The 26,600-nt window shown below is 74.2% G+C and carries 8 protein-coding genes; all 8 read left to right on the top strand.

The genetic code is table 11. The features are described 5' to 3' along the window. Window positions 1-60 precede the first annotated feature (60 nt). The 8 genes from OIE51_RS02525 (at window position 61) to OIE51_RS02490 (ending at window position 26,590) form a co-directional block, all read left to right on the top strand. Window positions 61-1,335 (top strand): NAD(P)/FAD-dependent oxidoreductase, encoded by a 1,275-nt coding sequence (locus tag OIE51_RS02525; RefSeq protein ID WP_326595170.1) that lies wholly within the window; start codon window positions 61-63, stop codon window positions 1,333-1,335. Window positions 1,336-1,435: 100 nt separating this feature from the next. Then, the gene (locus OIE51_RS02520; RefSeq protein ID WP_326595169.1) at window positions 1,436-2,701 is read left to right on the top strand and encodes a cation:proton antiporter domain-containing protein; all 1,266 of its coding nucleotides are present in this window, start codon (window positions 1,436-1,438) and stop codon (window positions 2,699-2,701) included. Next, the gene (locus tag OIE51_RS02515; protein WP_326595167.1) at window positions 2,617-5,649 is read left to right on the top strand and encodes a helix-turn-helix transcriptional regulator; all 3,033 of its coding nucleotides are present in this window, start codon (window positions 2,617-2,619) and stop codon (window positions 5,647-5,649) included. The genes OIE51_RS02520 and OIE51_RS02515 overlap by 85 nt, the downstream gene beginning before the upstream one ends. Before the next feature lie 93 nt (window positions 5,650-5,742). After that, window positions 5,743-7,383, top strand: coding sequence for an NAD(P)/FAD-dependent oxidoreductase (locus OIE51_RS02510; RefSeq protein WP_326595165.1), 1,641 nt, complete (start codon window positions 5,743-5,745; stop codon window positions 7,381-7,383). Window positions 7,384-7,597: 214 nt separating this feature from the next. After that, on the top strand, window positions 7,598-14,020 hold the full coding sequence (locus tag OIE51_RS02505; protein WP_326595163.1) for a type I polyketide synthase: 6,423 nt from the start codon (window positions 7,598-7,600) through the stop codon (window positions 14,018-14,020). A 62-nt stretch (window positions 14,021-14,082) separates the two neighbouring features. Then, window positions 14,083-23,295, top strand: a complete 9,213-nt coding sequence (locus OIE51_RS02500) for an SDR family NAD(P)-dependent oxidoreductase (RefSeq protein ID WP_326595161.1) — start codon at window positions 14,083-14,085, stop codon at window positions 23,293-23,295. After that, a complete protein-coding gene (locus tag OIE51_RS02495; RefSeq protein WP_326595159.1) occupies window positions 23,292-25,799 on the top strand; it encodes a beta-ketoacyl synthase N-terminal-like domain-containing protein in 2,508 nt (835 codons plus the stop codon). Before OIE51_RS02500 ends, OIE51_RS02495 begins: the two co-directional genes overlap by 4 nt. Continuing rightward, the gene (locus tag OIE51_RS02490; protein ID WP_326595158.1) at window positions 25,796-26,590 is read left to right on the top strand and encodes a thioesterase II family protein; all 795 of its coding nucleotides are present in this window, start codon (window positions 25,796-25,798) and stop codon (window positions 26,588-26,590) included. Before OIE51_RS02495 ends, OIE51_RS02490 begins: the two co-directional genes overlap by 4 nt. Window positions 26,591-26,600 lie beyond the last annotated feature (10 nt).

Genomic DNA, 26,600 nt, shown 5'->3' with positions numbered 1-26,600 from the left:
CACGACAGCGCGGATACTCTTCCGCGCCGTGCTTGCACCGGATGAGGGGAAGGTCAACGCATGTCCTCCAGTCTTTTCGGTGTGCCCGCCGAATACGACGTCATAGTCATCGGGGGAGGTCCGGCCGGAGCGACGACGGCCGGGCTTCTCGCGAAGCGCGGTCACCGTGTTCTCGTTCTCGACCGGGAGCGATTCCCTCGGTATCACGTTGGTGAGTCACTCATTCCCGCTTTCATGCGACCCATGGATGAGCTGGGCCTGATCGAGCGAATGGACGAGCGGGGCTTCGAGCGGAAGTACGGCGGATCTCTCGTCTGGGGGAACAACCAGATCCCCTGGGAGTTCGCCTTCCTCAAGGGCAAGTACCCGTACGCGTTCCACACCCGCCGGGCCGACCTGGACGCCCTGATCCTGGACCGGGCCCGGGAGCTGGGCTGCTTCATCATCGAGGACGCGACCGTCAAGGAAGCCATCGAGGTGGACGGCCGGGTCACCGGCGTGCGTTACACCCTGCGCGGCACGGACGGCGTGCACGAGGCGCGCGCCGCCCTGGTGATCGACGCCTCCGGCCAGGCGCGGGTGCTCAGCCGCAAGTACACCGGCGTCAAGTGGCACGACGAGCTGCGCAACGTGGCCGTCTGGACCTACTTCGACAACTGCGAGCGGCTGGCCGGCGACGAGTACACCAACATCCTGATCGAGGGACTCGACACCGGCTGGTTCTGGGCGATCCCGATCGACAAGAACAACATCAGCGTCGGCTACGTCACCCGGTCCGAGACCGCCGGTGACGCCGGGACCTCCCTGGAGGACCTGTTCGCCTCCGAGCGGGACCGGACGACGAAGCTCAAGCACATGCTGCGCAACGCCCGTCAGTGCGCCGGTTTCCGCACGGCGCGCGACTGGTCCTACCACTCCGACCGCTTCTACGGTGACGGCTGGGTGCTGGTGGGCGACTCCGCCGCGTTCGTCGATCCCCTGTTCTCCACCGGCGTCGCTCTGGCATGCCTCGCCGGCAGCACGCTCGCGAAGATCGTCGACCAGATCATTCAGCACCCGGAGATCGAGGAGAAGGCACTCGACCGGTACGCCACCGCGTACTCGGCGTTCTTCGACGAGATCCGTGAGTTCGTCGAGCGGTTCTACGACCGCACGAAGTACAAGGAGTTCTATTTCGGCCTCGCCCAGGAAATGATCGACCCGGAGCACGAGCGCAAGCCCGCCGAGGACTTCGTCACACTGATCTCCGGCCTCAGCGGAAAGCACCCGATGTTCCATATCAACCTGGACGACCTCATTTCCGACGTGCCGGAGCCCGAGAGCGCGCAGTCCTGATCTGACACAGGTGCCGACCGCCCCACCGTCGTGGCGGTCGGCCCGTACAGACGGACCGGGTGACGCGGAGAATGGATCACGACGGGGGCTCCGGAACAAAATGACCAGCCATCAGGTACAGATATTCTTCCTCGATATCGCGCTCATCGTTCTGCTGGCCCGCGGTCTGGGCCATCTGGCGGTCCGTGTCCACCAGCCGCCGGTCGTGGGCGAGATCATCGCCGGCGTGCTGCTCGGGCCGACCCTCCTGAACGGAGCCATGAGCGACACGCTCTTCCCGGCCGACGTACGGCCGATGCTCAGCGCCATGGCCAACCTCGGTGTCGCGCTCTTCATGTTCGGGGTCGGGCTGGAAATCGAAAGCGACACCCTGCGCGGACAGGGCCGGGTGACCGCGGCGGCGGCCGTCGGCTCGACACTCGTGCCCTTCCTGCTCGGCATCGGCCTCGCGTTCTTCCTGCTCCAGCGCCATGAGAGCGGCAATCGCGCCGCGTTCGTGATCTTCATCGGTCTGTCGGTGTCCGTCACCGCGTTCCCGGTCCTCGCCCGTATCCTCACCGACCGGGGGCTGAGCAGAACCGCGGTCGGCGCCCTGGCGCTGGCCACGGCGGCGATCGTCGACGTGGTGGCCTGGGCGGCCCTGGCCGCGATGAACGCCTCGGTCGGCGGCAGCGCCGACGAGCACTGGATGGTCGTCATCACCCTTCCCTACCTCGTCGCGATGGTGTTCGTGGTGCGGCCCCTCCTGCGCGGCTTCCTCGCCCCCGGCGGCACCGGCCGGCCGTTCACACCCTGGAGATTCGCGGTCGTCATGATCGGCGCGCTGCTGTCCGCCACCGCGACCGAGGCCATGGGGATGCATTACATCTTCGGGGCGTTCCTCTTCGGGCTGGTGATGCCCAGGGAAGGCGCGCGGGCGCTGCGCGCCGAGATCCACGAACGCACCGATCACCTCACCTCGCTGCTGCTGCCCGTCTACTTCGTGGTCGCCGGATTCGGGGTCGACCTGAACGGCCTGGGCGGCGCCGAGCTCCTGGAGCTCGGGCTGATCCTGCTGGTGGCCGTGGTCGGCAAGTTCGGCGGCACCTACCTCGGGGCCCGCTCCCAGGGACTGGAGAGCCGCTCGGCGGCGACCCTGGCGACGCTGATGAACACCCGCGGGCTGACGGAGCTGGTCATTCTCGGTCTCGGGCTTCATCTCGGGCTGCTGGACAGCTCGCTGTACTCCCTGATGGTCGTCATGGCCGTGGTCACCACCGTCATGACGGGACCCCTGCTGGCATGGATCCAGAACGGAGCCGGCCGGGCGGGCGGCGACGGAGAGCGGGTCGCGCGGCGGGAACACGCCGACGCGTCGTCGCCGTGACGGCACGACCGCGACACGAGGACATCCATGGGCGGGATTTTGGGGGCAGGCGGACCATGTGCTTGGTCGAGCGCGAGCACGAACTCTCGGCTCTGTCGGACATGCTTACGAAGTGCGGCCGGGGCAGTGGCGGCGCCGCCCTGATCACGGGCGGGATCGGCTGTGGCAAGACGGCCCTGCTGACGGAGCTCGGCCGGCGCGCGGCCGAGGACGGATTCCTGGTGCTCGGCGCCGTCGGCTCGTGGGCCGAGCGGCGATCGCGGGGCGGCGTGCTGGGACAGGTGTTCCGGCAGGCCGAGATCCGGCCCGGGGACGGCGACGCCCTCACCGGGCTGCTGGACCGGCTGAACGGCCCGCCCGCCGACCCGGACGGCACGGCGCCCGGGCTCGGCCCGCGTCCCCTCGACGCGGGCACCGCGGCGGCCCTGCACCGGCTGTGCGCGGAGGTGGCGCGGATCGCCGAGCGGACCCCGTTGCTGCTGTGCGTCGACGACGTCCAGTTCACGGACCCGCTGTCCGCGCACTGGCTGCTGCTGCTGTCCCGGCGGCTGCCCGCGGCGCGGATCGTCCTGGTGATGACCGAGTGCACCCTGTCCCGGCCCGCCCACCCGGGGCTGCACGCGGAACTGCTGCGCCAACCCGGCTATCACCGGCTCCCCCTGCGGCGGCTCTCCCGCCAGGGCGTCACCGCCCTGCTGTCGGAGGTGCTCGGTGCCGACACGGCCCGGACGCTGGCCGCCGACTGTCACGCCGTCAGCGGCGGCAACCCGCTGTTCGTCAGGGCCCTCGCGGCGGACAGCGGCCACCGTGCCGACGATCCCGGGGCCGCCGCGCCGGAACTCGTCGTGGCCGACGGATACCGGGACGCCGTGGCCGGATGTCTGCACCGGGGCTTGCCGACGCTGCTGCGCCTGGCACAGGCTCTGGCTGTCCTCGACGAGGGCACGCCCGGCGGCCGGGGCGACGGGCCCCACCCGGTGGGGCGGCTCGCGGAGGTCGACGCGGCGACGCTCCGCCGGGGGATGCACGCGCTCGACAGCGCCGGTCTCCTCGACGGCGGGCGGTTGCGCCACCCCGTCGCCCGTGCCGCCGCGTTGGACAGCCTCACCGGCCCGGAGCGGTCGGCGCTGCACCGGCGGGCGGCGGAACTGCTGTACGAGGAGGGGGCGCCCGCCACCGCGATCGCCCGCCACCTGCTCGCCGTCGGCCCCTTCGCCGGGCCCGGCCCGCTGCCGTGGGCCGTGGCGCTGCTGCGCGAGGCCGCGGAGCGGCAGCTCGCCGCCAACCGGCCCGCCGAGGCCCAGGCGTGTCTGGAAGCGGCGCTGCGCGCGTGTGACGACGACGCCGAACGCCTCCGCCTCAAGGCGCTGCTGGCCGGCACGGCCTGGGTGCTCAATCCGTCGGTCAGCGCCCGGCACCTGGGAGAGCTGGCGGGCGCCCTGCGCGACGGGCGCCTGCCGGACCGGCACGCCCTGATGCTCGCGAAGTACCTGATGTGGCACGGCTGTTTCGACGAAGCGGCCGACGCCGTCGAGCGCATCGGCCGGAGCGGCGCGGAGCACGACCCGGTGACGGCGGCGGAGGCGCGCGCCACCCGGGAACTGCTCTCCGCCACCTACCCGGCCCTGGTGCCGCGGACGGCCGGGCCTGAAGGGGCGGGCGGACCGCGGCTGGTCCGGCCGGCCCGGAGCGAGCGGCCCCGCGGCCCCGCGCCGGGCGATCCGCGCGCCCGCGGAGCGGCGGCGCTGTCCCGGGTGCTCCGGCACGGGCCCGATCAGGACGCCGTCGCCGCCGCCGAGGCGGCGATGCGGGCCATGCTGCTGGGGAAGAACACGCACGAGTGGCTGACCTGCGCGGTGTCGGCGCTGCTGTTCGCGGACCGGATCACCGCCGCCGCCGACTGGTGCGACCACTGGCTGGAGGAGGCCAGGAACCGCCGGGTCCCGCTGTGGGTGGCGGAGTTCTCCTCCCTGCGGGCCGGGATCGCCCTGCGCCAGGGCGAACCGGTGCGGGCCAGGGAACTGGCCGAGACGGCGCTGACCCGGCTGTCCGCGGAGAGCTGGGGCGTCTGCGTCGGGGGGCCGCTGGCCAACCTGATCCAGGCGGCGACCGACGTCGGCGACCACCAGGCCGCCGCCGGCTATCTGGACATCCCGGTGCCGCCGGGCACGTTCCGCAGCCGGTTCGGCCTGTACTACCTGTACGCCCGCGGCAACTACTACCTGGAGACGGCGCAACCCCACGCGGCCCTCGACGACTTCACCACCTGCGCCACGCTGATGCGGCAGTGGGGCTTCGACCAGCCCGCGCTGATCCCCTGGCGCTCCGGCGCCGCCCGGGCCCAGCGTGCCCTGGGGGACACCGCACAGGCATACGCCCTGGCACGGGAACAGCTCGTACGCGCGGGTGAGGAGCAGTCCCGCACCCGGGGGATCTCGCTCCGGACGCTGGCGGCGGCCAGCCGCCCGGCCCAGCGGACAGCGCTGCTCACCAAGGCCGTGGCGGTCCTGGAGGCCAGCGGCGACCGGCTTCAGCTCGCCGGCGCCCTCGCCGACCTCGGCGAGGCGCAGGCGCGGGCGGGACATCCGGCCCGGGCCCGGGCACTGGTGGAACGGGCCGCCGACCTGGCCGAGCGGAGCGGCGCGCTGCCGCTCGCCGCCGAACTGCGGACGGCGCCCGCCGCGGCGTCCGGGCCGCCGGCGTGGGGACGTTTCCCGGCGGTCTCCCCGGGGCCGGGGGCGGACGCCGCCGCGCGTCTGCTGACCGCCGCCGAACGGCGCGTGGCCGAACTAGCCGCCCGCGGGCACACCAATCGGCAGATTTCCGAGCGCCTGGGAATCACGGTCAGCACGGTCGAACAGCACCTCACCCGGATTTTCCGGAAGCTCGGCGTGCGGACCCGCGCGGAGCTGTCAATGCCGGACACCCACCGGGCGGCGGCCGGCTAGCGGTGCGGGCGGCGCACGAGAACGGCGCGAGTAAGGCGCGGGACGAATCACCTCACGGTAAACCTCTGGCCGGACCGAACAGAATGGAAAACGATGGGCACCGATCAGTACGATGTGGCGATCCTCGGCAGCGGAATGGCCGGCGGCATGCTCGGAGCGGTTCTGGCGAGGAACGGGGTCAAGGTCCTGTTGCTCGACGCGGGCACGCATCCGCGTTTCGCGGTGGGTGAGTCGACGATTCCCTACACCTCGGGAATGACCAGGCTGGTCGCCGACCGCTACCAGGTACCCGAGATCAAGGCACTGTCCAGCTTCAAGGGCATCAGGGAGCGGGTCTCCCGCAACTGCGGCCAGAAGCAGAACTTCGGATTCGTCTATCACCGCGAGGGAGAGTCCCAGAATCCGCAGGAGATCAACCAGCTGGTCGTGCCGTCCGTGCTGAGGACCGAGACGCACCTCTTCCGGCAGGACATCGACGCGTATCTCTTCCACGTCGCCGTCAAATACGGCGCGAAGCCCAGGCTGGGTACCAGGATCAGCGACATCGAGACGGACCCGGACACCGGGGTCGTCCTGCGCACCGAGAACGGGGAGGAATTCCGGGCCAGTTACGTCGTGGACGGCAGCGGCTTCCGTTCACCGCTGGCCGATAAGTTCGGGCTGCGGGAGACGCCCACCCGGGCACGCACACACTCGCGTTGCATCTTCACCCACATGATCGGTGTGGAGCCCTTCGACAAGGCGCCGGCCGCGCGGCAGCACGACCAGCCCAACCCCTGGCACCACGGCACCCTGCACCACGTCTTCGACGGCGGCTGGCTGTGGGTCATCCCGTTCGACAACCACCCGGAGTCCCTCAACCCGCTGTGCAGCGTCGGCCTCACCCTGGACCCGCGCGTCTTCCCCAAGGGGGAGATGACCCCGCAGCAGGAGTTCGACGCCTTCCTGCGGCGCTTCCCGGACATCGCCCACCAGTTCCGCGGCGCCTCGGCGGTGCGTCCCTGGGTCTCCACCGGCCGGCTCCAGTACTCGGCCAAGCAGGTCGTCGGCGAGCGCTTCTGTCTCACCTCCCACGCGGCCGGGTTCATCGACGCGCTCTACTCCCGTGGCCTGACCAACACCCTGGAGCTCGTCAACGCCCTGGGCTGGCGCATCATCGAAGCCTCCAAGGACGGCGACTGGTCGCTGGAGCGGTTCGGGTATCTGGAGAATCTGCAGCAGGGACTCTTCGACTTCCACGACGACCTCGTCGCCAGCTCGTTCGTCGGATTCAGGGACTACGAGCTGTGGAACGCGGTGAACCGGACCTGGATGCTCGGGACCATGCTCGGGAACGTCATGCTCGAAGACGCCTACTACCGCTTCGAACGCACGGGGAACGACGCGGTGTTCCGCGAACTGGAGCAGCACGGTCACCCCGGCTCGCCGCTGCCGGTCAGCTCCGGGTTCAACGAGATGGGCGTTCTCACCCGGGATCTGTGCCGTGCTGTCGAGGACGGCACGGAACAGCCCGGAGACGCCGCCCGCAAGATTCTGGACTACATCGGCGACGCCGACTTCATCGCCCCTTCCTTCAAATTCGGCGAACGCGACACCCGTTGCTTCGCCATGTCACCGGCCAAGATGCTGTCCAACGCCCGGTGGTGCCGCAAGGACGCGCCGCCGGAGATCGGGCAGCGCATGATCAACGCCAGCAAGGGGCTGGTGCGGATGCGGCTGCGCGCCGGTAAATAGCCCGACCCCTATGCGCCTTTCAGGGGTTCCCGGGAACACCACCCGTCAAGAGGAAAAGGGGGTGTTCCCGGAGAATCCCGCCTCATAGTCTGGAAGCAGGCGCGAGGGAAATCCGGTGTCGAAGAGGACGCCGTCGAGGTCCGCAGAAGCGCGTCGCATATTCCCGGGTGGCGCGGCCAGATCCGGCACACCCTCCAGGACGAGAAGGCAGCGAATGGACGCGAACACAGCGCTTGACCCCGCAGACCTGATCGCCGTCGTCGGCATGGCCGGCCGCTTTCCCGGCGCTCCGGACGCCGACAGCCTCTGGGCGCTCATGATGGCCCGTCAGGAAGCCATCCGGCCGGTGCCGACCGACCGCTGGGACAGCACGGCCCAGCTCGACCCGGAGCTGCCGATCCCGGCCGTTGGCGGCTTCCTCGACGGCGTCGACCTCTTCGACGCCGGCTTCTTCGGCGTCTCCCCCCGCGAGGCCGCCGCGATGGACCCCCAGCAGCGCCTCCTGCTGGAGGTCGGCTGGCGTGCTCTCGAAGACGCCGGACAGCGGGCCGCCGACCTCGTCGGCACCCGCACCGGTGTCTATGTGGCGTCGGTCTGGCACGACTACGAGCTGTTGCGCAAGGCACGGGGCGCACGGCACACCTCGCACACCCTGGTGGGCTCCGGGCGCGACATCCTCGCCACCCGGCTGTCGTACTTCCTGAAGCTGCGCGGCCCCAGCATGGCCATCGACACCGGCTGCTCCTCCGCCCTCGTCGGCCTCGACCTGGCCGCCCGCGCCCTGCGCCAGGGCGACATCGAGGGGGCACTCGTCGGCAGCACCAATCTGATGCTCGACCCCCATGTGACGGTAGGACTCACCCACTTCGGCGGCCTCTCGCCGGACGGCCGCTGCGCCTCCTTCGCCAAGTCCGCCAACGGCTTCGTACGGGGCGAGGGCGTCGCCGCCGTCTATCTGAAGACGCTCCGGCGCGCGCTGGAGGACGGCGACCGGGTGCACGGCGTCCTCGTCAGCACCCTGACCAACAACGACGGCGGCGGCCAGAGCATGGTCAGCCCCAGCCTGCAGGGGCAGGAGGACCTGCTGCGCCGCACCTACGAGTGGGGCGCCGTGCCGGCCGCCGCCCTCTCCTATGTCGAGGCGCACGGCACCGGCACCAAGCGGGGCGATCCCACCGAGGCCGCCGCGCTCGGCGGGGTGATCGGCCGGGCGCGCCCGGCGGGCGATCCGCTGCCGATCGGCTCCATCAAGACCAACGTCGGTCACCTTGAGGGCAGTTCGGGCATGGCCGGACTCTTCAAGGTGCTGCTCGCCCTGCGCCACCGAGTGGTGCCCCCGACGCTGCACGCCGAGGAGCTGAACCCCGCCATCCCCTTCGACGAGCTCAATCTGAGCGTGGTGCGCGAACCCTTGCCGCTGCCCGCCGAAGGCCCGGTCTACCTGGGAGTGAACTCCTTCGGCTGGGGCGGGACCAACGCCCATGTCATCGTGGCGAGTCCGCCGCCCGTCGCCCAGCGGCGCGACACCGTCGAGCCGGTGCCCGCCACCGGACTGCCCGCCGTCGTCCCGTTGTCCGCGCACCGTCTCCCGGTGCTCGCCCGGCGGGCCGAGGAGCTGCTCGACGCGCTCCCGGCAAAGGTCACCGACTCGCAGATCGCCGAGCTGGCCGGGACCCTGGCCTGGCACCGCGACCACTTCGCCGAGCGGGCGGCGGCCGTCACCGGCACGGCGGCCGAGCTGCGGACCGCGCTGACGGCGCTCGCCGCCGGTCGTGGCACGGCGGAGGAGACGGCCTCGGACATCGTCACCGGCCGGGCCGCGCGGAAGGGCGGGACGGTCTTCGTCTTCCCCGGCCAGGGGTCGCAGTGGAGCGGCATGGGGCGTGAACTCTACCGGGACAGCCCGCTGTTCACCTCAGTCGTCGACCGCTGCGCCAAGGCGCTCGCGCCGCACACCGACTGGGACCTGATCAGCGTCTTCGCCGACGCGGAGGGAGCCGCCGAGGGCGCCGAGGAGGCGTGGATGTCCCGCACGGATGTCCTCCAGCCCGTCCTGTGGGCGATGTCGCTGGGCCTCGCCGAGCTGTGGCGGGCCTCGGGAGTGATGCCCGATGTCGTGCTCGGGCACAGCCAGGGCGAGATCACCGCGGCCACGTTCGCCGGCATCCTGTCGTACGAGGACGCGGCGCTGATCCTGGCGCGGCGTGGCTCCGTCATCACCCGGCGGGCGTCCGGACGCGGGCTGATGCTCGCGGTGGACCTGGACCGCCGGGCCGCCGAGGAGGCCCTTGAGGGCTTCGAGGACGCCGTCTCCTTCGCCGCCCACAACGGCCCCGACTCCTGTGTGCTGTCCGGCGACCGGGACCACATCCTGACGCTGCGGGAACTGCTGGAGGCCGAGGGCACGTACTGCCGGCTGGTCACCATCGACTACGCCTCGCACAGTGCCGGGATGACGGAGCTGCGCGACCAACTACTCTCGGTCCTCGCGCCTGTCCAGCCCGTCGCCGGGACCGTCCCGCTGATGTCGACCGTCGACTCGCGGATCGTGGACGGCACCGAGCTCGACGCCGCGTACTGGGTGCGGAACCTGTGCCAGCCCATCGAGTTCGTCTCCGCGATGACCGGGCTGCTCGACGACGGGGCCACCCACGTCGTGGAGATCAGTCCGCACCCCGTGCTCGCGCCCGCGCTGGAACGGATCGCGGCCGGGCGTGCCGAGCCGCCCGCCGTCCTGACCACGATCCGACGTCGGCACGGCGGAACCCGGGACATCGCCCGCTCGCTGGCCCGCGCGTACACCGCGGGGCTGGAGCCCTTCGGCGGCCTGCCCAGGAACGGGCGGTTCCCGGTGCCCGGATATCCGCTGGAGCCGGAGAGCTTCTGGCCGGCCGAGGGAGGCCGCCGCGGCACCGCGGTCTCCGGGTTCGAGGTGACCCTCACCCCCGCGCCCGGCCGCCCCGGCGACTGGCACGGCGCCGTGGAACTCGCCCTGGACGAGTTGCCCTGGCTCCGTGACCACCAGCTCTACGACACGGCGGTGCTGCCGGGCGCGGGCATGCTGGCACTGGCCCTGAGCACCGCCCGGGACAGGACCGGGGTCATGCCGCGCGGGCTGGCGGACATCGCCTTCCGCAAGGAGGTGACGCTGGACCGCGAGGCCGTACGGCTCGCCGCCGAGTGGCGCGACGTGCCCGGCGGGGGAGGAAACTTCCGGTTGCTGTCGCTGCCCGCCGGCGCCGACGCGTGGGACGTCATCGCCACCGCCCGCGCGGACTACCGCGAGCGCGCCCGCACCGCGCCGGCGTTCCCCGACTGGGCCGATGCCGATGCCGATGCCGGCGACCGCACGGGCCCCCGGACCACCGGCCCTGAGGAGTTCTACCGGCTGTGCACCGAGCGCGGCCAGGTGTACGGACCTGCCTTCCAGGGCCTGCGGACCCTGATCACCCACCCGTCCGGGACCGAGGCGCTCGGCGAGGTGCTGCTCCCCGAGCGGCTCCACGTCGGCAACCGCGCCCACGCGCCGCATCCCGCCCTGTGGGACGCGGCGCTCCAGGTCGGCCTCGCGCTGCACGACGGGGACGACGCGCTGATGCCCATCGGGGTGCGCGAGATCCACCTGCTCCACGATCCGCGGGAACCTCTCACCGCCCTCTGGTCGCACGTGGTGCGGCGTGACGACGGCACCCTGGACGTGCGCCTCTTCACCCCCGACCGCCTGCCGCTGATGGTGATGGAGGGACTGGAGCTGCGGCCCCTGCCGGGCGGCGACGGCGGGCGGGACGCCGACGAGGAACGACTGCACGGCATCCGCTGGCACGACGTCACCGGCGGGCGCGCCACGGCGGACGCCGCCGCCACCGGAAACTGGATCGTCTGCGGCAGTGCCGACGCGACGGCGGAAGCGGTCACGGCCGCGCTGGTGGCGGCCGGAGCCGAGGCCCGTCGGCTCGGCACCGGTTCCGCCGAACCGCTGGGTGGCGTCACCGAGGCCCGGGGCGTGGTGTTCGTCGCACCGCGTTCCTCGGTCGGGCTCGACGCCCAGCAACGCGGTCTGAACAGTCTCACCGCCGTCGTCCGAGCCTGCTCCGGCCTCGGCGTCCCGCCCCGGCTGACGGTGGTCACCGACCGCGGCCAGCCGGTCGACGACGATGAGACGCCGGACCCGGGCTCCGCCCTCTACTGGGGGTTCGGCCGGGTCGTTCAGCGCGAGCACGGCGAACTCGGGCCCCGCCTCATCGACGTGGACGTCTCGGAGCCCGGCTGGGCCGAGTCCTGCGCCGCGGAGATCCTTGACGACGCTTCCGGGGAGGACCAGATGGCGCTGCGCGACGGGCGCCGCCTCGCCGCCCGGATCACCCGGGGCGGGCCGGCCGGCGAGCCGGTGAGCCCGCCGCCCGCCTGGCGCACCGGGCGGCAGCCCTTCCGGATCGGTGCCGCCCGCCTCGGGGACGGACGGAACACCGCGGAATTCCTGCCGCTGGCGCGCCGCGTTCCCGGCCCCGGCGAGATCGAGATCGAGGTGACGGCCGCCGCCCTGTCCACCGCCGACGCGCGGCGGGTGCTGGACGGCGAACCGCGCGCGACGGACCGCGCGACGACCGGCGACGCGGGAGGCGGCACGCCGCTCGGCCGCGAATGCGCGGGCCGGGTGACGGCCGTCGGGCCCGATGTCACCTCGCTCCAGCCCGGTGACCGCGTGGTGGCCTGCGGTCCGGGAGCGCTCGCCAGCCACACCGTCGTACGGGCCGACCACGCCCGGCGCGTCCCCGACCACATCGGCGACGCGGAGGCGTCGGCACTGTCCCTGCCGCTCGTGACGGCCTGGCACGCGCTGGCCGAGGCCGGCCGCCTCGGCGCGGAGGAGACGGTGCTGGTCCACGCCGGGGCCGGACCCCTCGGACCGGTCGGGACGGCCGCCGTCCACGTCGCCCGTTTCCTGGGCGCGCGGATCGTCGTCGCGGCGGCGGGCACGGATGACGGACAACCCGGGCGGGAGAGCGGCGCCCACCTGGCCGTCGACACCCAGGACCCCGCCTGGGCCGACGCCGTGCGCGAGGCCACCGACGGCCGGGGCGTCGACCTGGCGCTGAGCGTCCGGGGCGGCCCGGACACCGCGCCGGTCTGGGACCTGCTGGCCGAGGACGGACGGTATGTGCAGAACGTCACCCCGGCGGCCGGGGGCACCGGAGCCGGCGCCGGGGGCACCGAGGCCGGCCGTACCGTCGTGCCGGAGACGATCCGCACCGGTCTCTGGTTCGCCTCCGTCGACGTGGACGCGCTGCGCGAGCGCAGGCCGGAGCGGTTCGCCCGGCTGCTCGGCAAGGTCTGGGACCTCGTGACCAGCGGCGCACTGGAGACCCTGCCGGTGCGCGCCTACGATCACACCGGCCTGACCGAGGCCCTGCGCGAGGTCTCCCGGGGCCACCGCCCCGAACGGCCGGTACTGACCGGCCTGGGAGCCGTCGAGCACGTCGCCCCCGAGCCGATGCCCGGCGGGCGCTTCCGGGCCGACGGCGGCTACCTGATCACGGGCGGCCTGGGCGCGCTGGGCCTGTCGCTGGCCGAATACCTCGCGGACAACGGCGCGGGCGCGCTCGTCCTGACGGGGCGTTCCGCGCCGGGCCCCGAGACGGCCGCCCGGCTGACGGCCCTTCGGGAGCGCGGGATCCGCGTCGAGACCCCGCGCTGTGACGTCACCGACCGGGCCGCCCTGCGGCGGGCCCTCGACGAGCTGCGCGCGGCCGGTCTGCCGCCGCTCCGCGGGGTCGTGCACGCCGCCGGTGTGCTCGCCGACGCCACCGTCGGGACCGTGACGCCCCGCCAGATCGCCGAGGTGCTGCAACCCAAGGTGGCCGGCGTGCGCAACCTCGACGCGGTCACCGCCGGGGAACCGCTCGACTTCTTCGTGCTGTTCTCCTCCGTCGCGGCCCTGGTGGGCAACCCGGGGCAGGCGGCCTACGCCGCCGCCAACGCCTACCTGGACGTCTTCGCCGAGGCCCGGCGCCGGCGCGGGCTGCCGGCCCTCAGCGTGCAGTGGGGACCCTTCGCGGAGATCGGCCTCGCCGCCCGCGAGGGCCGTCGCGGTGCCCGCCTGGAGGAGCGCGGCCTGGAGAGCTTCCCGGCCGGCGAGGCATGGGCGGCACTGGCCCGGATGCTGCACCGCGACCGGCCGGTGGCCGGTTACCTCCCGCTCAACCTGCGCCGCTGGTTCGACGCCTACCCCGGCACCGTGGCGCTCAGCGGCTGGCGGGACCTGTACGCCGCGCTCAAGGACGACGCCGCCACCTCGTCCGGCAGCGTGTTCCGCACCGTCCTGGCACAGGCCGACGCGGCGGAGCGGGCCGGGCTGGTGGCGGCGAAGGTGCGCGAACTCGCCGCTCAGGTGCTGCGGCTCGATCCGGAACGGGTCGATCCCGAGGCCCTGTTCGAGTCCCTGGGTCTCGATTCGCTGATGAGCCTCGAACTGCGCAACCGGCTGGAGGCCGCCTTCGGCCTCCGGCTCTCCCCGACCCTGCTGTGGACCTACGGCAGCCTGCGGACGCTCTCGGGCGCCCTGTGGGACCAGGTCGAGCCCTCCCAGTCGCCCCCGCTCCCCGGGACGGGCCGCGCGGACCGGACGGACGGCGCATGACCACGGCCGGCTCTCCCACCCCCCGCCGCTCCCTACCTTCCCTACCGCAAGGAACCGACTCGATGGCAGAGAACGCAGACACCGGCGCCTCCCCGGGAGCCAAGCAGACCCCGCTGACCCGGGCCCTCGACACCATCCGAACCCTGCGACGTCAGCTCAGCGAGCAGCAGGGCAACCAGCCCGTCGCCGTCATCGGCGCGGGTCTGCGGCTGCCCGGCGGGATCGACGACCTCGACGGCTACTGGACCGCCCTGGCCGAGGGCCGGGACGCGGTGCGCCCGATGCCGGCGGAGCGCAAGGGCCCCTTCGCGGACGCCTGGGAGGGCCTGCCGCAGCGCGGCGGATTCCTGGACGACGTCCTGGGGTTCGACGCCGACTTCTTCGGCATCAGTCCCCGCGAGGCACGGCACCTCGACCCGCAGCACCGGCTGCTGCTGGAGGTGGCCTGGGAGGCGCTGGAGAACGCCGCGCTGCCCGCCCAGCGGCTCGGTGACCTCCGCACCGGCCTCTATCTCGGCGTCATGTGGCAGGACTACCGCGAGTGGTGCGAAGGCGAACCGGACGCCTACTGGGCCACCGGCAACGGCCACAACTTCGCCGCCGGCCGCGTCGCGTACGCCCTCGGACTGACCGGGCCCGCCATGACGGTCGACACCGCCTGCTCCTCTTCCCTGGTCGCGGTCCATCTCGCCGTGCAGGCACTGCGCCGGGGCGACTGCGAGGTGGCCTTCGCCGCCGGCGCCAACCTCATCATGTCCCCCCGGACCATGCGCCTGGTCCAGGAGACCCGCTCGCTGTCCCCCGACGGGCTGTGCAAGACCTTCGACGCGCGGGCCAACGGATTCGCCCGCGGCGAGGGCATCGGCGCGGTCGTTCTCAAGCGGCTGGACCACGCCCTGCGCGACGGTGACCGGGTGCTCGGGGTGATCCGGGGCACGGCCGTCAACCAGGACGGGCGCTCCAGCGGGTTCACCGCGCCCAACGTTCTCGCCCAGGTGTCGCTCGTCGAGACGGCCCTCGCGGACGCGGGCCTGGAACCGTCCGCCATCGGATACGCCGAGACTCACGGCACCGGAACCGCGCTCGGCGACCCCATCGAGATGGAGGCTCTGGCCACCGCCCTCGGCCGGCGCAACGGCGGTGCGCCGCTGCCGGTCGGAGCGGTCAAGACCAACTTCGGGCACCTGGAGGGCACGGCGGGCGTCGCGGGACTGATCAAGGCGATGCTGTGCGTGCGACACCGCATGGTGCCGCCGGTGGTCCACTTCCGGGCCCTCAATCCGCGGATCGACCTGTCCGGGACGGGCATGACCGTGCCCGACAGCCTCCAGGAGTGGCCGGCGGGCGCGGGGGAGTGCGCCTCGGTCAGCTCGTTCGGGATGAGCGGCACCAACGCCCACGCCATCATCGGTCCGCTGCTGCCGGAGGAGGCCGCCGCCGCCCCGCGCGACGAGGCGTCAGGGGCCGTCGGAGCCGTGGCCGTCAGCGAATTCGAGATCTCCGCGAAGACCCATGACGCGCTGCGGGCCACCGCCGAGCGGTACGCCGGACGGCTGGCCTCCCTCACCCCGGCCGACTATCCCGCGTTCGCCTACAGCGCCACCGCGGGACGGGCCCGTCTGGAGGTGCGCGCGCGGGTCACCGCCGAGGACCCGGCGACCGCGGCGGAGGCCCTCCGCTCGCTCGCGGACGGGAACCCGTCGACGCGGGTGACCGTCACCGAGGGCGCGGACGCCGCCGGGCCCGGACTCGCCGACGCCCTGCCGCGCCGCGTCCTCGATCTGCCCGCGTACCCCTGGCAGCGGCGGCGTTACGCCCCCGAGTACGAGGTGGGCCCACCGGCCGCCACGTCCGGGGTTCCGGCTCCGGCCACGGCCCTGCCCACCGTCCACGAGATCGTCTGGGAGACGGGCGCGCTCCCGCCGTTGCCTCCCGGTGCCGACATCGTGCTCGCCGGGGACGACGACGCCCTCCTGGCCCGGCTGGCCGAACGCGCCGCCGCGCTCGGTCTGCGCGGCACCGTGCTCGCCCCGGTCCCGGTGACCGTCCCCGCCCCCTGGCAGGCCGGCTCGTTGCCGACCGACGCCGCGGGCTGGGGCGCGTTCTGGGACGGCCCCGCCGCCGGCCCCGGACCCCTGCTGCTGGTGATGCGCCCCGCCGCCCCCGTCGGGCCCGATCCGGTCACCCACGGCGCCGGGCTGTGCGGAGCCGTGACCACGGCCGTGGCCGCGCTCGCCGCGGCCGGCCCGCCCCGGCGGGCCTTCGCGGTGACCCGGGCCGTCTGCCGGATCGAGGCCGGGGACGACGTCCCCGCGTCGGATCACGGTCTGCTGCACGGACTCGCCCCGGTGCTCGGCCTCGAACTCGGCGCCGGCTGGGGCGGGGTCGTGGACCTGCCGGCCACTCCCGGGGCGCCGGACCTCGACGCCCTGCTGGCGTTCGCCGCCGGAGCCGACGCCGCCCGCGACGCCGCCGGAACGGTGGAGGACCGGGCGGCGATCCGCGGCGGAGCCCTGCGGGTGGCGCGGCTGCGCGCGACCGGAGCGCGGGTCTCGCCCGTGGAGGTCAGGGACGACGCCACGTACATCGTCACGGGCGGGCTCGGCGGAGTGGGCCGGGAACTGACGGCGGAGCTGGTCGAGCGCGGGGCCCGTCATCTGCTCCTCGTCGGGCGCCGGCCGCAGGCCCAGCTCGGTGCCCAGGCCACCGCCCTGCTGGGCGAACTGCGCGACGCCGGGGTCCGGGCCGTCTACCGGGGTGGCGGCTGCGACACTCCCGAGGCCCTGGCCGACGCCTTCACCGCGCTCGCGGACATGCCACCGGTCCGGGGCGTGCTGCACGCCGCGGGAACGCTGGACCTCGCCCCGGCGGCGGAGACCGGCGCCGCCGGGTTCGCGGTCGCGCTGCGCGGGAAGTTCGGCAGCGCCTGGCTGCTGCACGAGGCCTCCGCCGACTGGCCGCTGGACTTCTTCCTGCTGGTCTCCTCGGTCTCCGCGGTATGGGGGACCGAGCGGTGCGCGGGCTACTCGGCGGCGAACGGCGGCCTGGACGCCCTGGCGGCGCACCGCGTCTGTCTCGGGCTGCCCGCGGTCAGCCTGGCCTACGGGCCGTGGGACCTGGGCGACGCCGGGATGGCGGACGCCGCCGCGCGCGCGAGCTTCGCGCGGCTCGGGGTGGGCGCGCTGGACGCCGCCGCCGGACGGGCGGTCCTGACCGCGACGGCACCCGGTGACGCCGGCCATGTGGTGCTCTGCCCGCTCGACATGGCCCGGTTCAGGACGGTGATGTCGGGGCTGCGGCGGCGCGGCCTGTTCAGCGACGTGCCCGCGTCCTCCGGCACCCCCGCCCCGGCCGAGCCGTCCGTCGCGGCCGACCTGGCGGCCCTGCCGGAACGCGCCCGCGTGGGCGCCGCCCGCGCCCATGTCGCGCGGCTTCTCGCGGCCCAGCTCGGGCACAGCGGCGCGGACGCCGTCCGGGAGAACGCGGGCTTCTTCGATCTCGGCCTGGACTCCATCATGGCCGTGGACCTGGCGAACCGGCTCGCCCAGGCGTTCGAGGTCACGGTCCAGGTTTCGGACGTGTTCGACCACCCGACCGTGAGCCAACTCGCCGACCACCTGTTGACCGCACCCGCCGCACCCGCCGCACCCGCCGCCTCGGCTGTGCCCCTCGCGCCCGCCGCGCCGCCCCCGCCGCAGGCACGACCCGCGCCCGCCACCGCGCCCGCCGCGTCGGTGGCCGGGACCCAGGCCGAGACCGAGACCGCGGGCGCGGGCGCGGGCGCGGTCAACGAGCCCATCGCCGTCGTCGGCATGGCGGGCCGGTTCCCGCGGAGCGACTCCCTCGACGAGCTGTGGGACGTGCTGAGGGAGGGCCGTGACCCGGTGGGGCCGGTGCCCCCCGAGCGGTACGACACCGCCGCCTTCCACCGGGCCGGCGACGGCGCCGAGCCCGGGTGGATCACCACCGACCAGGGCGGCTTCCTGACGGACATCTCCCGCTTCGACGCCTCGTTCTTCGGCATCCCGGCCCGCGAGGCGGAGAACCTCGACCCCCAACAACGGCTGCTCCTGGAATCGGCGTGGCACGCGCTGGAGGACGGCGGCATCGACCCCCACTCCCTGAGGAACACCCGCACCGGGGTCTTCGTCGGCATCAGCTACGCCGACTACGCCCGTGTCCTGGCCGGAGCGGGCGGCGCCGAGGGGCTGGACGCCTACTACAGCACCGGCACCTCGCTCAACGCCGCCGCCGGACGCCTCGCCTACACGCTCGGCCTGAACGGCCCGGCCATGGCGGTGGACACCGCGTGCTCCTCGTCGCTGGTGGCACTCCACCTCGGGGTGCGCTCGCTGCGCTCCGGCGAGACCGACGCCGTGCTCGCGGGCGGCGTCAACGTCATCCTCGACCCGCTGGCCTCGGTCTCCGCCAGCCGCGCGCACATGCTGTCGCCCGACGGCCGCTGCCGGACCTTCTCCGCCGACGCCAACGGATTCGTCCGCGCCGAGGGCTGCGGCGTCCTCGTCCTCAAACGGCTCGGCGACGCCCGGCGCGACGGCGACCGGGTGCTGGCCGTGATCCGCGGTACCGCCGTGAACCAGGACGGCGCTTCGTCCGGCCTGACCGCGCCGAGCGGATCGGCCCAGCGGGCCCTGCTCGCCGACGCCCTCGCCGACGCGTCGGTCGGCGGCGCCCAGGTCTCCTACCTGGAGGCGCACGGCACCGGCACGGCGCTGGGCGACCCCATCGAACTCGCCGCGGCGTGGCGGGTACTCGGACCTGGCCGGAAGCCGGGTGAACCCCTGCACGTGGGGTCGGTGAAGAGCAATATCGGTCACTGTGAATCCGCGGCCGGCATGGCCGCGGTCATCAAGACCATCCTCGCTCTGCGCCACGACCTCATTCCGGCCAACCTCCACTTCGGCGAGCCCAATCCACACGTGGACTGGCCGGAGATGAACGTCAGGGTGGTGGACACCCCGACACCCTGGCGTTCAGGCACGCACCCCCGGGTGGCCGGCGTCTCCGGCTTCGGACTCACCGGAACCAACGCCCACGTGGTGCTCGCCGACGCCCCGGCCGCCGCTCCCTCCGCCACGAGCGGCGGGGCGGCCGGGGCCCCCCACCTCATCCCGCTGTCCGCGCCCGACGCGCCCGGACTGGACCGGCTGGCCGAGTCCTGGGCGCGGCGGCTGGAGGGCGCGTCCGCCGCGGAGCTGCCCGCCCTGGCCGCGACGGCGGCGGCCGGCCGCGCCCACTTCCCGTACCGGCGCGCTCTGCTGGGACAGACCCCGGAGCAGCTCAGGAAGGCCCTGCTGACCGGCTCCGCGCCGGACCGGCCCCGCGCCCGTCCGCGCGTCGCCTTCCTCTTCTCCGGACAGGGCAGCCAGCGCTTCGGCATGGGCCGCGAGCTGTACGAGACCGAGCCGGTGTTCCGCGAGGTCTTCGACACCTGCGACCGCCTGCTGGCCCCTGTCCTCGGCGGCTCGCTGGCCGAGCTGACGCTGTACGGCGACGACCCGGACGCGATCAACGAGACCTGGCTGACCCAGCCAGCCCTGTTCGTCCTGGAGGTCGCGCTGGCGGCGCTGTGGGAGTCCTGGGGAGTCACCCCGGTCCTGGTCATGGGACACAGCGTCGGCGAGGTCGCCGCCGCCGTCCACGCCGGGGTCATGGACCTGCCCTCCGGCGTGCGGCTGATCGCCGAACGGGCCCGTCTCATGCAGCGGACCGAACGCGGCGCCATGCTCTCCGTCCGGGCCCCCGAGGAGCGCGTGCTCGGCCTGATCGACGGCACCGGCCTGGACATCGCGGCCGTCAACGCGCCCGACGCCACCGTCGTCTCCGGCGAGCCCGGGGCCGTCGAGCGGCTGGCCGCCCGGCTGCGGGACGAGGGGCTGCGCGGCACGCGGCTCAGCGTCTCGCACGCCTTTCACTCCCGGCTGCTCGACCCGGTGCTCGGCGAGCTGTCCGCCGCGCTGACCCCGCTGGAATTCGGGCCGCCGCGGGGCCCCATCGTGTCCAACCTGACCGGTGCGCTCGCGGGCGCCGGCACCTTTGACGCGGACTACTGGGTGCGGCACGCCCGCCATGCCGTCCGGTTCCTCGACGGGGTACGGCAGTTGAGCGGTCAGGACATCGACATCTGCCTGGAGATCGGCCCCGACCGCACCCTGGTGAACCTGGTGCGGTCCGCCGGACTGACGCCGGCCGGCGGCGCGGTGCCCTCCCTGCGGCGCGGTTCCGGGGACCGGGCCGCCCTGCTGGCCGCCGCCAAGGCACTCTACGAAGAAGGCCAGGACCTCGACTGGCGCGCCGTGCTCGGCGCGCGGCCGGTGCCGCGGGGCGCCGCGCCGCTGTACCCGTTCGCCGCCGTCCGGCACTGGCCTTCGGCGGCCGGGCCGGAGTCCGCCGGGCCGGCGGAGTCGGCGTCGCCGGTGGCCGTGTCCGGGACGCCCGCCGGCCCCCCGTGGGGGACCGAGCTGCGCTCGCCCGCCCTCGGCGGTCGCCGGGTGTTCGTCACCGAGCGCAGCACCGTCTACCCCCCGCACCTCGACGACCACCGGCTGTTCGGCACCGTGCAGGTGGCCGGCGCGTCCCAGACGGCGACCGTGCTGTCCGCGCTGGGGAGTGCCGGGGAGCCCGTCGTCCTGGAGGACCTGCACTTCCCCCGGGCCCTGGTGCTGCACGACGGCGAGCGGTACGAACTCCAGATCATCGAGGCCGAGGAGGAGCCCGGCAGGCGGCACGTCAGCGTGCACAGCCTGCTCGACCCGGAGCGCGGGCAGTGGCAGGAGCACCTGACCGCCCGGGTATCGGTCCCCGGCACAGGGGGAGTCCGGAGCGCGCCGGACCCCGCCGCCTTCATCGCGAGCGCCGACCGCCACCTCAGCGGCGCCGCGTTCTACCGCCATCTGCGCGGCGTCGGCTACCTGCTCGGCCCGTCGTTCCGGTGGATCGGCGACGCCTGGATCCGCGGTGACGAGGCCCTCATCCGGTACGCCTGGCCCGAGCGGATGAACGAGGATCCGGCGGATTACCAGCTGCACCCGGGACTCCTCGACTCCTGTCTGCAGAGCTCGGTGACGTTCGCCGTGCGCGAGGACGATCCCGAGCCACTGGACCAGGATCAGGGACTGGTCATCCCCTTCGCCGCCGCGCGCGTCTCGTTCCCGGGCCGGCCGATCCCCGGCGCGGACCTGTGGGGCCATGTCCGGGCGGTCCGTCGGCAGGGGGCGGACGACGGTGACTTCCATCAGGTCGAGACCGCCGATCTGCACATCTTCGACGCCACCGGCGCCACGGTGCTGGCCATGGACGGCTTCCGGTTCCGGCTCGCCTCCCGGACGGTGCTCCAGTCCTCGTTGCGGCAGGGCGTCCGGCACACGTACGAACTCGTCTGGGCCGAGCCGGCGCGGCGGGAGGAGGCGGCGGAGGCCCGCACCCCTGACCCGGCGGCACGGCACATCGCCGTCGTCGGGACGGAGCACGAACACGGCCGGTCCGTGGTGAAGGCGTACGAGGAACTCGGCCACCGGGTCACCTCCCTGGCGGCGGGCGACCGGGCCGGCCTGGCGGCCGATCTGATCGTCGACGCCCGGTTCTGCGCGTCCGCCACCACCGCGCCGGACGCGGGACCCGACGCCGCCCTGGACGCGGCCGTGGCACTCTCCGCAACGCTCCGCGCCGTCCCGCGGCACATCCCCTACGCCGTACTCGGCGCCTCCGGCGCGGACACCGCGCCCGTGCGGGAGACCCTGTGGGGCCTGCTCGCCGCCCTGGAGGCGGAGCAGGGCGACCGCCGGCTGGTGCGGGTGACCCTCACCGACGGCTGGGAGGCCGCGGACCTGGCGCGTGCCCTGGACCGGTCGCTCGCCGACGGTGTGCCCGAGACCAGGCTGGAGGTGAGCGGCCGGGGAGTCCGCGTGGCCCGTCTCGCCCCGTACCGCGCGACCGGTGCCGGGCACGGCCCGGCCGATCCGGCGGCGGGCGGTGCGGGCGGTGCGGGCGGGGCCCTGATCACCGGCGGCCTGGGCGCGCTCGGCCTGAGCGCCGCCGGAATCCTGGCCCGGCACGGCGCCCGCGCGATCACCCTCATGGCGCGCTCGGCGCCCGACCCCGCCGCGCGGCGGGTCATCGGCGAACTCACCGCCGCGGGCGTCCCGGTACGGGTCGTGCGCGGTGACGTCACCGACCCTGCGGACTGCGCGCGGGCCGTGGCCGAGGCCGGCCGCGACGCGCCGCTGCGCACCGTCCTGCACCTCGCCGGGGTCACCGACGACCGGGCCTTCCCACAGGTCGGCCGCGCGTCCTTCGAGACGGTCTTCGCGGCCAAGGCGCGGGGCGCGGCGAACCTGGCGGCGGCCCTGCGCGGACAGCCGCTCGACGCCCTGCTGCTCTTCTCCTCGGCGTCCAGCGTCCTCGGCTCCGCCGGCCAGACCAACTACGCCGCCGCCAACGGCTGGTTGTCCGGCCTCGCCGAGGCGCTGCGCGCCGGGGGCGTCCCGGCGATCAGCGTGGACTGGGGGCCGTGGACCCCGGAGGCCAAGGGGGGCCTGGCGGCCACGAACGCCGTACGGCGGGCCATCGAGAAGCTCGGCGTCACCCCCCTCACGGACGGGACGGCCGAAGCGCCGCTGCTGGCGGCGCTCATCGGGCGGCCCCCGCGCCTGGTGGCGGTGGCGGTCGACGCCGGTCGCTACGCCGCGCAGCTCGCGGATCACCCGCGGGCGGCCCTCGTGGCGGACCTGGTCGCGGCCACCGAGCGGACGGGCGGCACGGCGGAGCGCGCGGCGCCGGCGGGCCGGCCACGGGGCTGGCTGCGGTCCGTCCTCGACGGGCTCGGCTCCGACGAGCGCGAGGAGGCGCTCCGGCGGTTCGTGCGCGAGACGGCGGGCGAGACGCTGGGCGAACCGGCGGCGATCAACGACGAGGCAGGGTTCGGTGACATGGGCCTGGACTCGATCATGGTCATCGATCTGCGGACCCGGCTCTCGCACGCCGTCGGCACGGACCTGCTCGCCACGGTCGCGCTCGACCACCCCACCGTGCCCCGCATCGCGGCCCACGTCCTCGGTCTGCTGTACGAGGAGGAGCCGGCCGCGGTGCTCACCGCCCCAACCGCCGAGGAAGCACCGCCCGTGCCGTCGGAGCTGTCCGAGCTGTCCGAGCTGTCCGAGCTGTCGGAGCCGTCGGAGCTGTCGTTCGAGGAACTTGTCCGCGCCGTCCGGAGTGACGTGGCGGCGGAGGAAGAGGAAGGGGAGAGGAAGGCATGAGCGGCGGCACGGAACAAGAAGCGCTGCGCGCGTTGATGGAGGATCAGCTCCGGCTGTCGCGCCGGCTGCGAGCCCGGGTCCGGGAGCTGGAGGACGAACGGCACGCGCCGGTCGCCGTCGTCGGCATGGGGCTGCGCCTTCCGCCGGCCATCAGCTCGCCCGAGGCGTACTGGGAGTTCCTGCGCGGCGACGACAAGGCGTTGTCCCCGATCCCCGAGGACCGGCCGGGACTGCGCGCCGCGTACGACCCGGTTCCGGGCCGGGCCGGACGCTCCTACGTCGACCGGGCCGGATTCCTCTCCGACATCGCGCACTTCGACGCCGACTTCTTCGGGATCTCGCAGCGCGAGGCCCGGCTGCTCGACCCGCAGCAGCGCATGCTGCTGGAGACGTCCTGGGAGGCGCTGGAGCGGGCCGGGATCGCGGTCCGGCGGGCCGACCGGCTCGACGTGGGGGTCTATCTCGGCATGATGACCTCCGAGTACAGCGAGCGGAACGAGGACCGCTCCGACATGTCCCGTGTCGACCCGTACTACATCACCGGCGGTGGGCTGAGTTTCGGCGCCGGGCGGGTCAGCTTCCTGATGGGCTTCTCCGGCCCGGTGATGGGCGTGGAGACCGCCTGCTCCTCGTCCATGACCGCGCTGCACCTCGCCGTGCGGGGGCTGCGCGACCGCGAGTGCCGTTACGCGCTCGCCGGCGGCGCGAATCTGCTGCTGTCCGCGACCCTCATGGTCTCGCTGTGCCAGACCAGGGCCCTGTCGCCGGACGGCCGGTCCAAGTCGTTCCTCGCCACGGCCGACGGCTACGGGCGCGGTGAGGGCGTGGGCGTCCTCGCCCTGATGCGGCTGGACGACGCGGAGCGCGAGGGCCGACCGGTGCTCGCCGTCATCCGGGGCACGGCCGTCAACCACGACGGGGCCGCCTCCGGCCTGACCGCTCCCAACGGCCCGGCCCAGCAGGAAGTGATCAGGGCCGCGCTGGCCGACGCCCGGGTGGCGCCGGAGGACTTGGGCTTCGTCGAGGCCCACGGCACCGGAACGGCGCTGGGCGACCCGATCGAGATCGGCGCGCTCGACGGCGTCGTGGGCAAGGCCGTACGGCGCCGCCGCACGCCGCTCGCCATCGGCAGCGTCAAGTCCCGGCTCGGCCACCTCGAAGGCGCGTCGGGTGTCGCCTCGGTGATGAAGACCGTGCTGATGCTCCAGCACGGCGAGATCCCGGCCGCCGCGGCACCGGACGACGGGCCGCTGAATCCCCACATTCCCTGGGACGGGCTGGGGTTCGACGTGCCGCGGCGGAACGAGCCCTGGCCGCGGACCCTGCCGCGCCGGGTGGCGGGCATCAACTCCTTCGGGATGAGCGGCACCAACGTCCACGCCGTGCTGGAGGCGTACGAGCCCCGCCCCGCCGACGCCGTCGGCGCCGGCCCGGCCGGGGGCACCGCGCGGTCCGAGCTGCTGACGTTGTCCGCCAAGGACCCGCTGGCCCTGGCGCACCTCGTCGGGGAGGTCGGCGACCGGCTGAGGCGGACGGCGGACTCGCTGCTGCCGTCGGTCTGCCACACCCTCCGTGCCGGACGGGCTCCCTTCGCGCACCGCCTCGCCGTCACCGGAGCCACCCCGGCGGAGCTGGCCGACGCGCTGGCCGGCGCGCTGGCCCTGGCCGAGGCGGAGGGACATCCCGTCCTCCCGGCGCCGCCGCGTGCCGTCACCCTGTCGATCACCGCCGGGGCCGACGGCGCGGCGGAGCGCCTGGCGGGCGCCGTCACCGCGCTGGCCGCCGCCTTCCCCGCGCTCGCCGACAGCCCCGGCGACGCCCCCGGCCCCGGCCCCGGCGACGCCCCCGGCCCCGAGGAGCGGCTGGTGGCCCTCCTGTCCCGGTTCGGTCTCCCGGTCCGGGTGCGGAACGACGGTGGCGCGGCGACCGGCGGCGCCGGAGACGACGCGCTCGCCCGGATCGAGTGGGAGACGGCCGGGGCGACGCACAGCCGGCCGCTCGTCGGAGCCGACCCGAACGGCGCGCCGGCGCTGCTCTCGGCCGCGCTCGGCGCGCTGTTCGCCGTGGGCGCCGACCCGCGCCTCGACGCCCTGCGCGGCCCCGGTGCCCGGTTCGTCGGCGAGCTGCCCACCTATCCCTTCCGCCGCCGCCGGTACTGGATCGACGAACCCGTCGCGGCGGCCGACGGCACCGACCGTACGGACGGGGCGGGCGGAGTGCCCGCGCCCCCTTCCCTCGACCCAGCGGACGTGGCGGACTATCTGATGGCCCAACTGGCGGACGTGTTCGAGGCGGGGGAGATCGACCCCGAGCTGTCCTTCCTCGACATCGGCGGCGACTCCTTCCTCTCGACGCTGTTCATCACCAAGGTCGAGGAACGCTTCGCCGTGGGCATGACCGCGGACGAGCTCTCGCTCGACATGCCCCTGCGGGAGCTGATGAGCAAGCTGGCCGAGAGCATCTCGGCCGCGAACGGCGGCGCCGGACAGGAGCGGGTCGCATGAGGACCGCCGACCCCTTCGTCCGGCCGCGCGCGCTCCGCGATCCCGCGCTGCGCCTGGTGGTGTTCCCGCACGCCGGCGGCTCGGGGAACGTCTACTACCCGATGACCCGGCACCTGCCCGAGAGCTGGGACCTGCTGCTGCTCGACCTGCCGGGCCGCGGCCGGCGGTACGCGTCCGCCCCGGTGCCGGACATGGCGACGCTCGTCGCCCTCGTCACCGAGGACGTGCTGTCCGAGGCGGGCGCGGGCGGGCGGGACACACCGCTGGTCCTGTTCGGCCACAGCCTGGGCGCGATCGTCGCCGCCGAGACCGCGCGGTCCCTGACGGCCCGGGGCGGCGGGCCGGCCTGGCTGGGGGTCTCCGGCCGGGTGGCGCCCGGCCGGCCACCGGGCACCGGTGAACTCGACCCGGCACTGCCGGACGCCGAGCTGGCCGGCGGGCTGGCCCGGCTGGGCGGGCTCCCGGACCGGCTCGACGAACTGCCGGAATTCCGGGACCGGTTCATCCGGCTCGTGCGCAGCGATCTACGGGCTCTCGCCTCGTACCGTCCGGACCCGCTGCGGCGCCCCCTGGACTGTCCCGTCACGGCCTTCGCCGCCGCGGACGATGCCCTGGCCCCGCCCTCGGGGCTCACCGACTGGGCGGCGGAGACCTCGGGACCGTTCCGGCACCGGGTCTTCCCCGGCGGCCACTTCCACTTCCTGGGCGAAGGCTTCCCGGCGTTCACCGAGGCCCTGGTCGCGGAGATCCGCGCCGCCGTTCCGCTGGAGGCCGCCGCGCGCGGCAGGTGACGCGCACCGG

The organism is Streptomyces sp. NBC_01803 (assembly GCF_035917415.1).
In the GTDB taxonomy this organism is placed as follows: Bacteria; Actinomycetota; Actinomycetes; order Streptomycetales; family Streptomycetaceae; genus Streptomyces.
The sequence above is the reverse complement of the archived record's forward strand: the minus strand, read 5'-3'. Positions and strand labels throughout refer to the sequence as shown.

What these genes read in the sequence shown, in the direction of transcription:
- OIE51_RS02525 (WP_326595170.1), top strand. Translation starts at nt 61, where the DNA reads ATGTCCTCCAGTCTTTTCGGTGTGCCCGCCGAATACGACGTCATAGTC.
- OIE51_RS02520 (WP_326595169.1), top strand. Translation starts at nt 1,436, where the DNA reads ATGACCAGCCATCAGGTACAGATATTCTTCCTCGATATCGCGCTCATC.
- OIE51_RS02515 (WP_326595167.1), top strand. Translation starts at nt 2,617, where the DNA reads ATGGATCCAGAACGGAGCCGGCCGGGCGGGCGGCGACGGAGAGCGGGT.
- OIE51_RS02510 (WP_326595165.1), top strand. Translation starts at nt 5,743, where the DNA reads ATGGGCACCGATCAGTACGATGTGGCGATCCTCGGCAGCGGAATGGCC.
- OIE51_RS02505 (WP_326595163.1), top strand. Translation starts at nt 7,598, where the DNA reads ATGGACGCGAACACAGCGCTTGACCCCGCAGACCTGATCGCCGTCGTC.
- OIE51_RS02500 (WP_326595161.1), top strand. Translation starts at nt 14,083, where the DNA reads ATGGCAGAGAACGCAGACACCGGCGCCTCCCCGGGAGCCAAGCAGACC.
- OIE51_RS02495 (WP_326595159.1), top strand. Translation starts at nt 23,292, where the DNA reads ATGAGCGGCGGCACGGAACAAGAAGCGCTGCGCGCGTTGATGGAGGAT.
- OIE51_RS02490 (WP_326595158.1), top strand. Translation starts at nt 25,796, where the DNA reads ATGAGGACCGCCGACCCCTTCGTCCGGCCGCGCGCGCTCCGCGATCCC.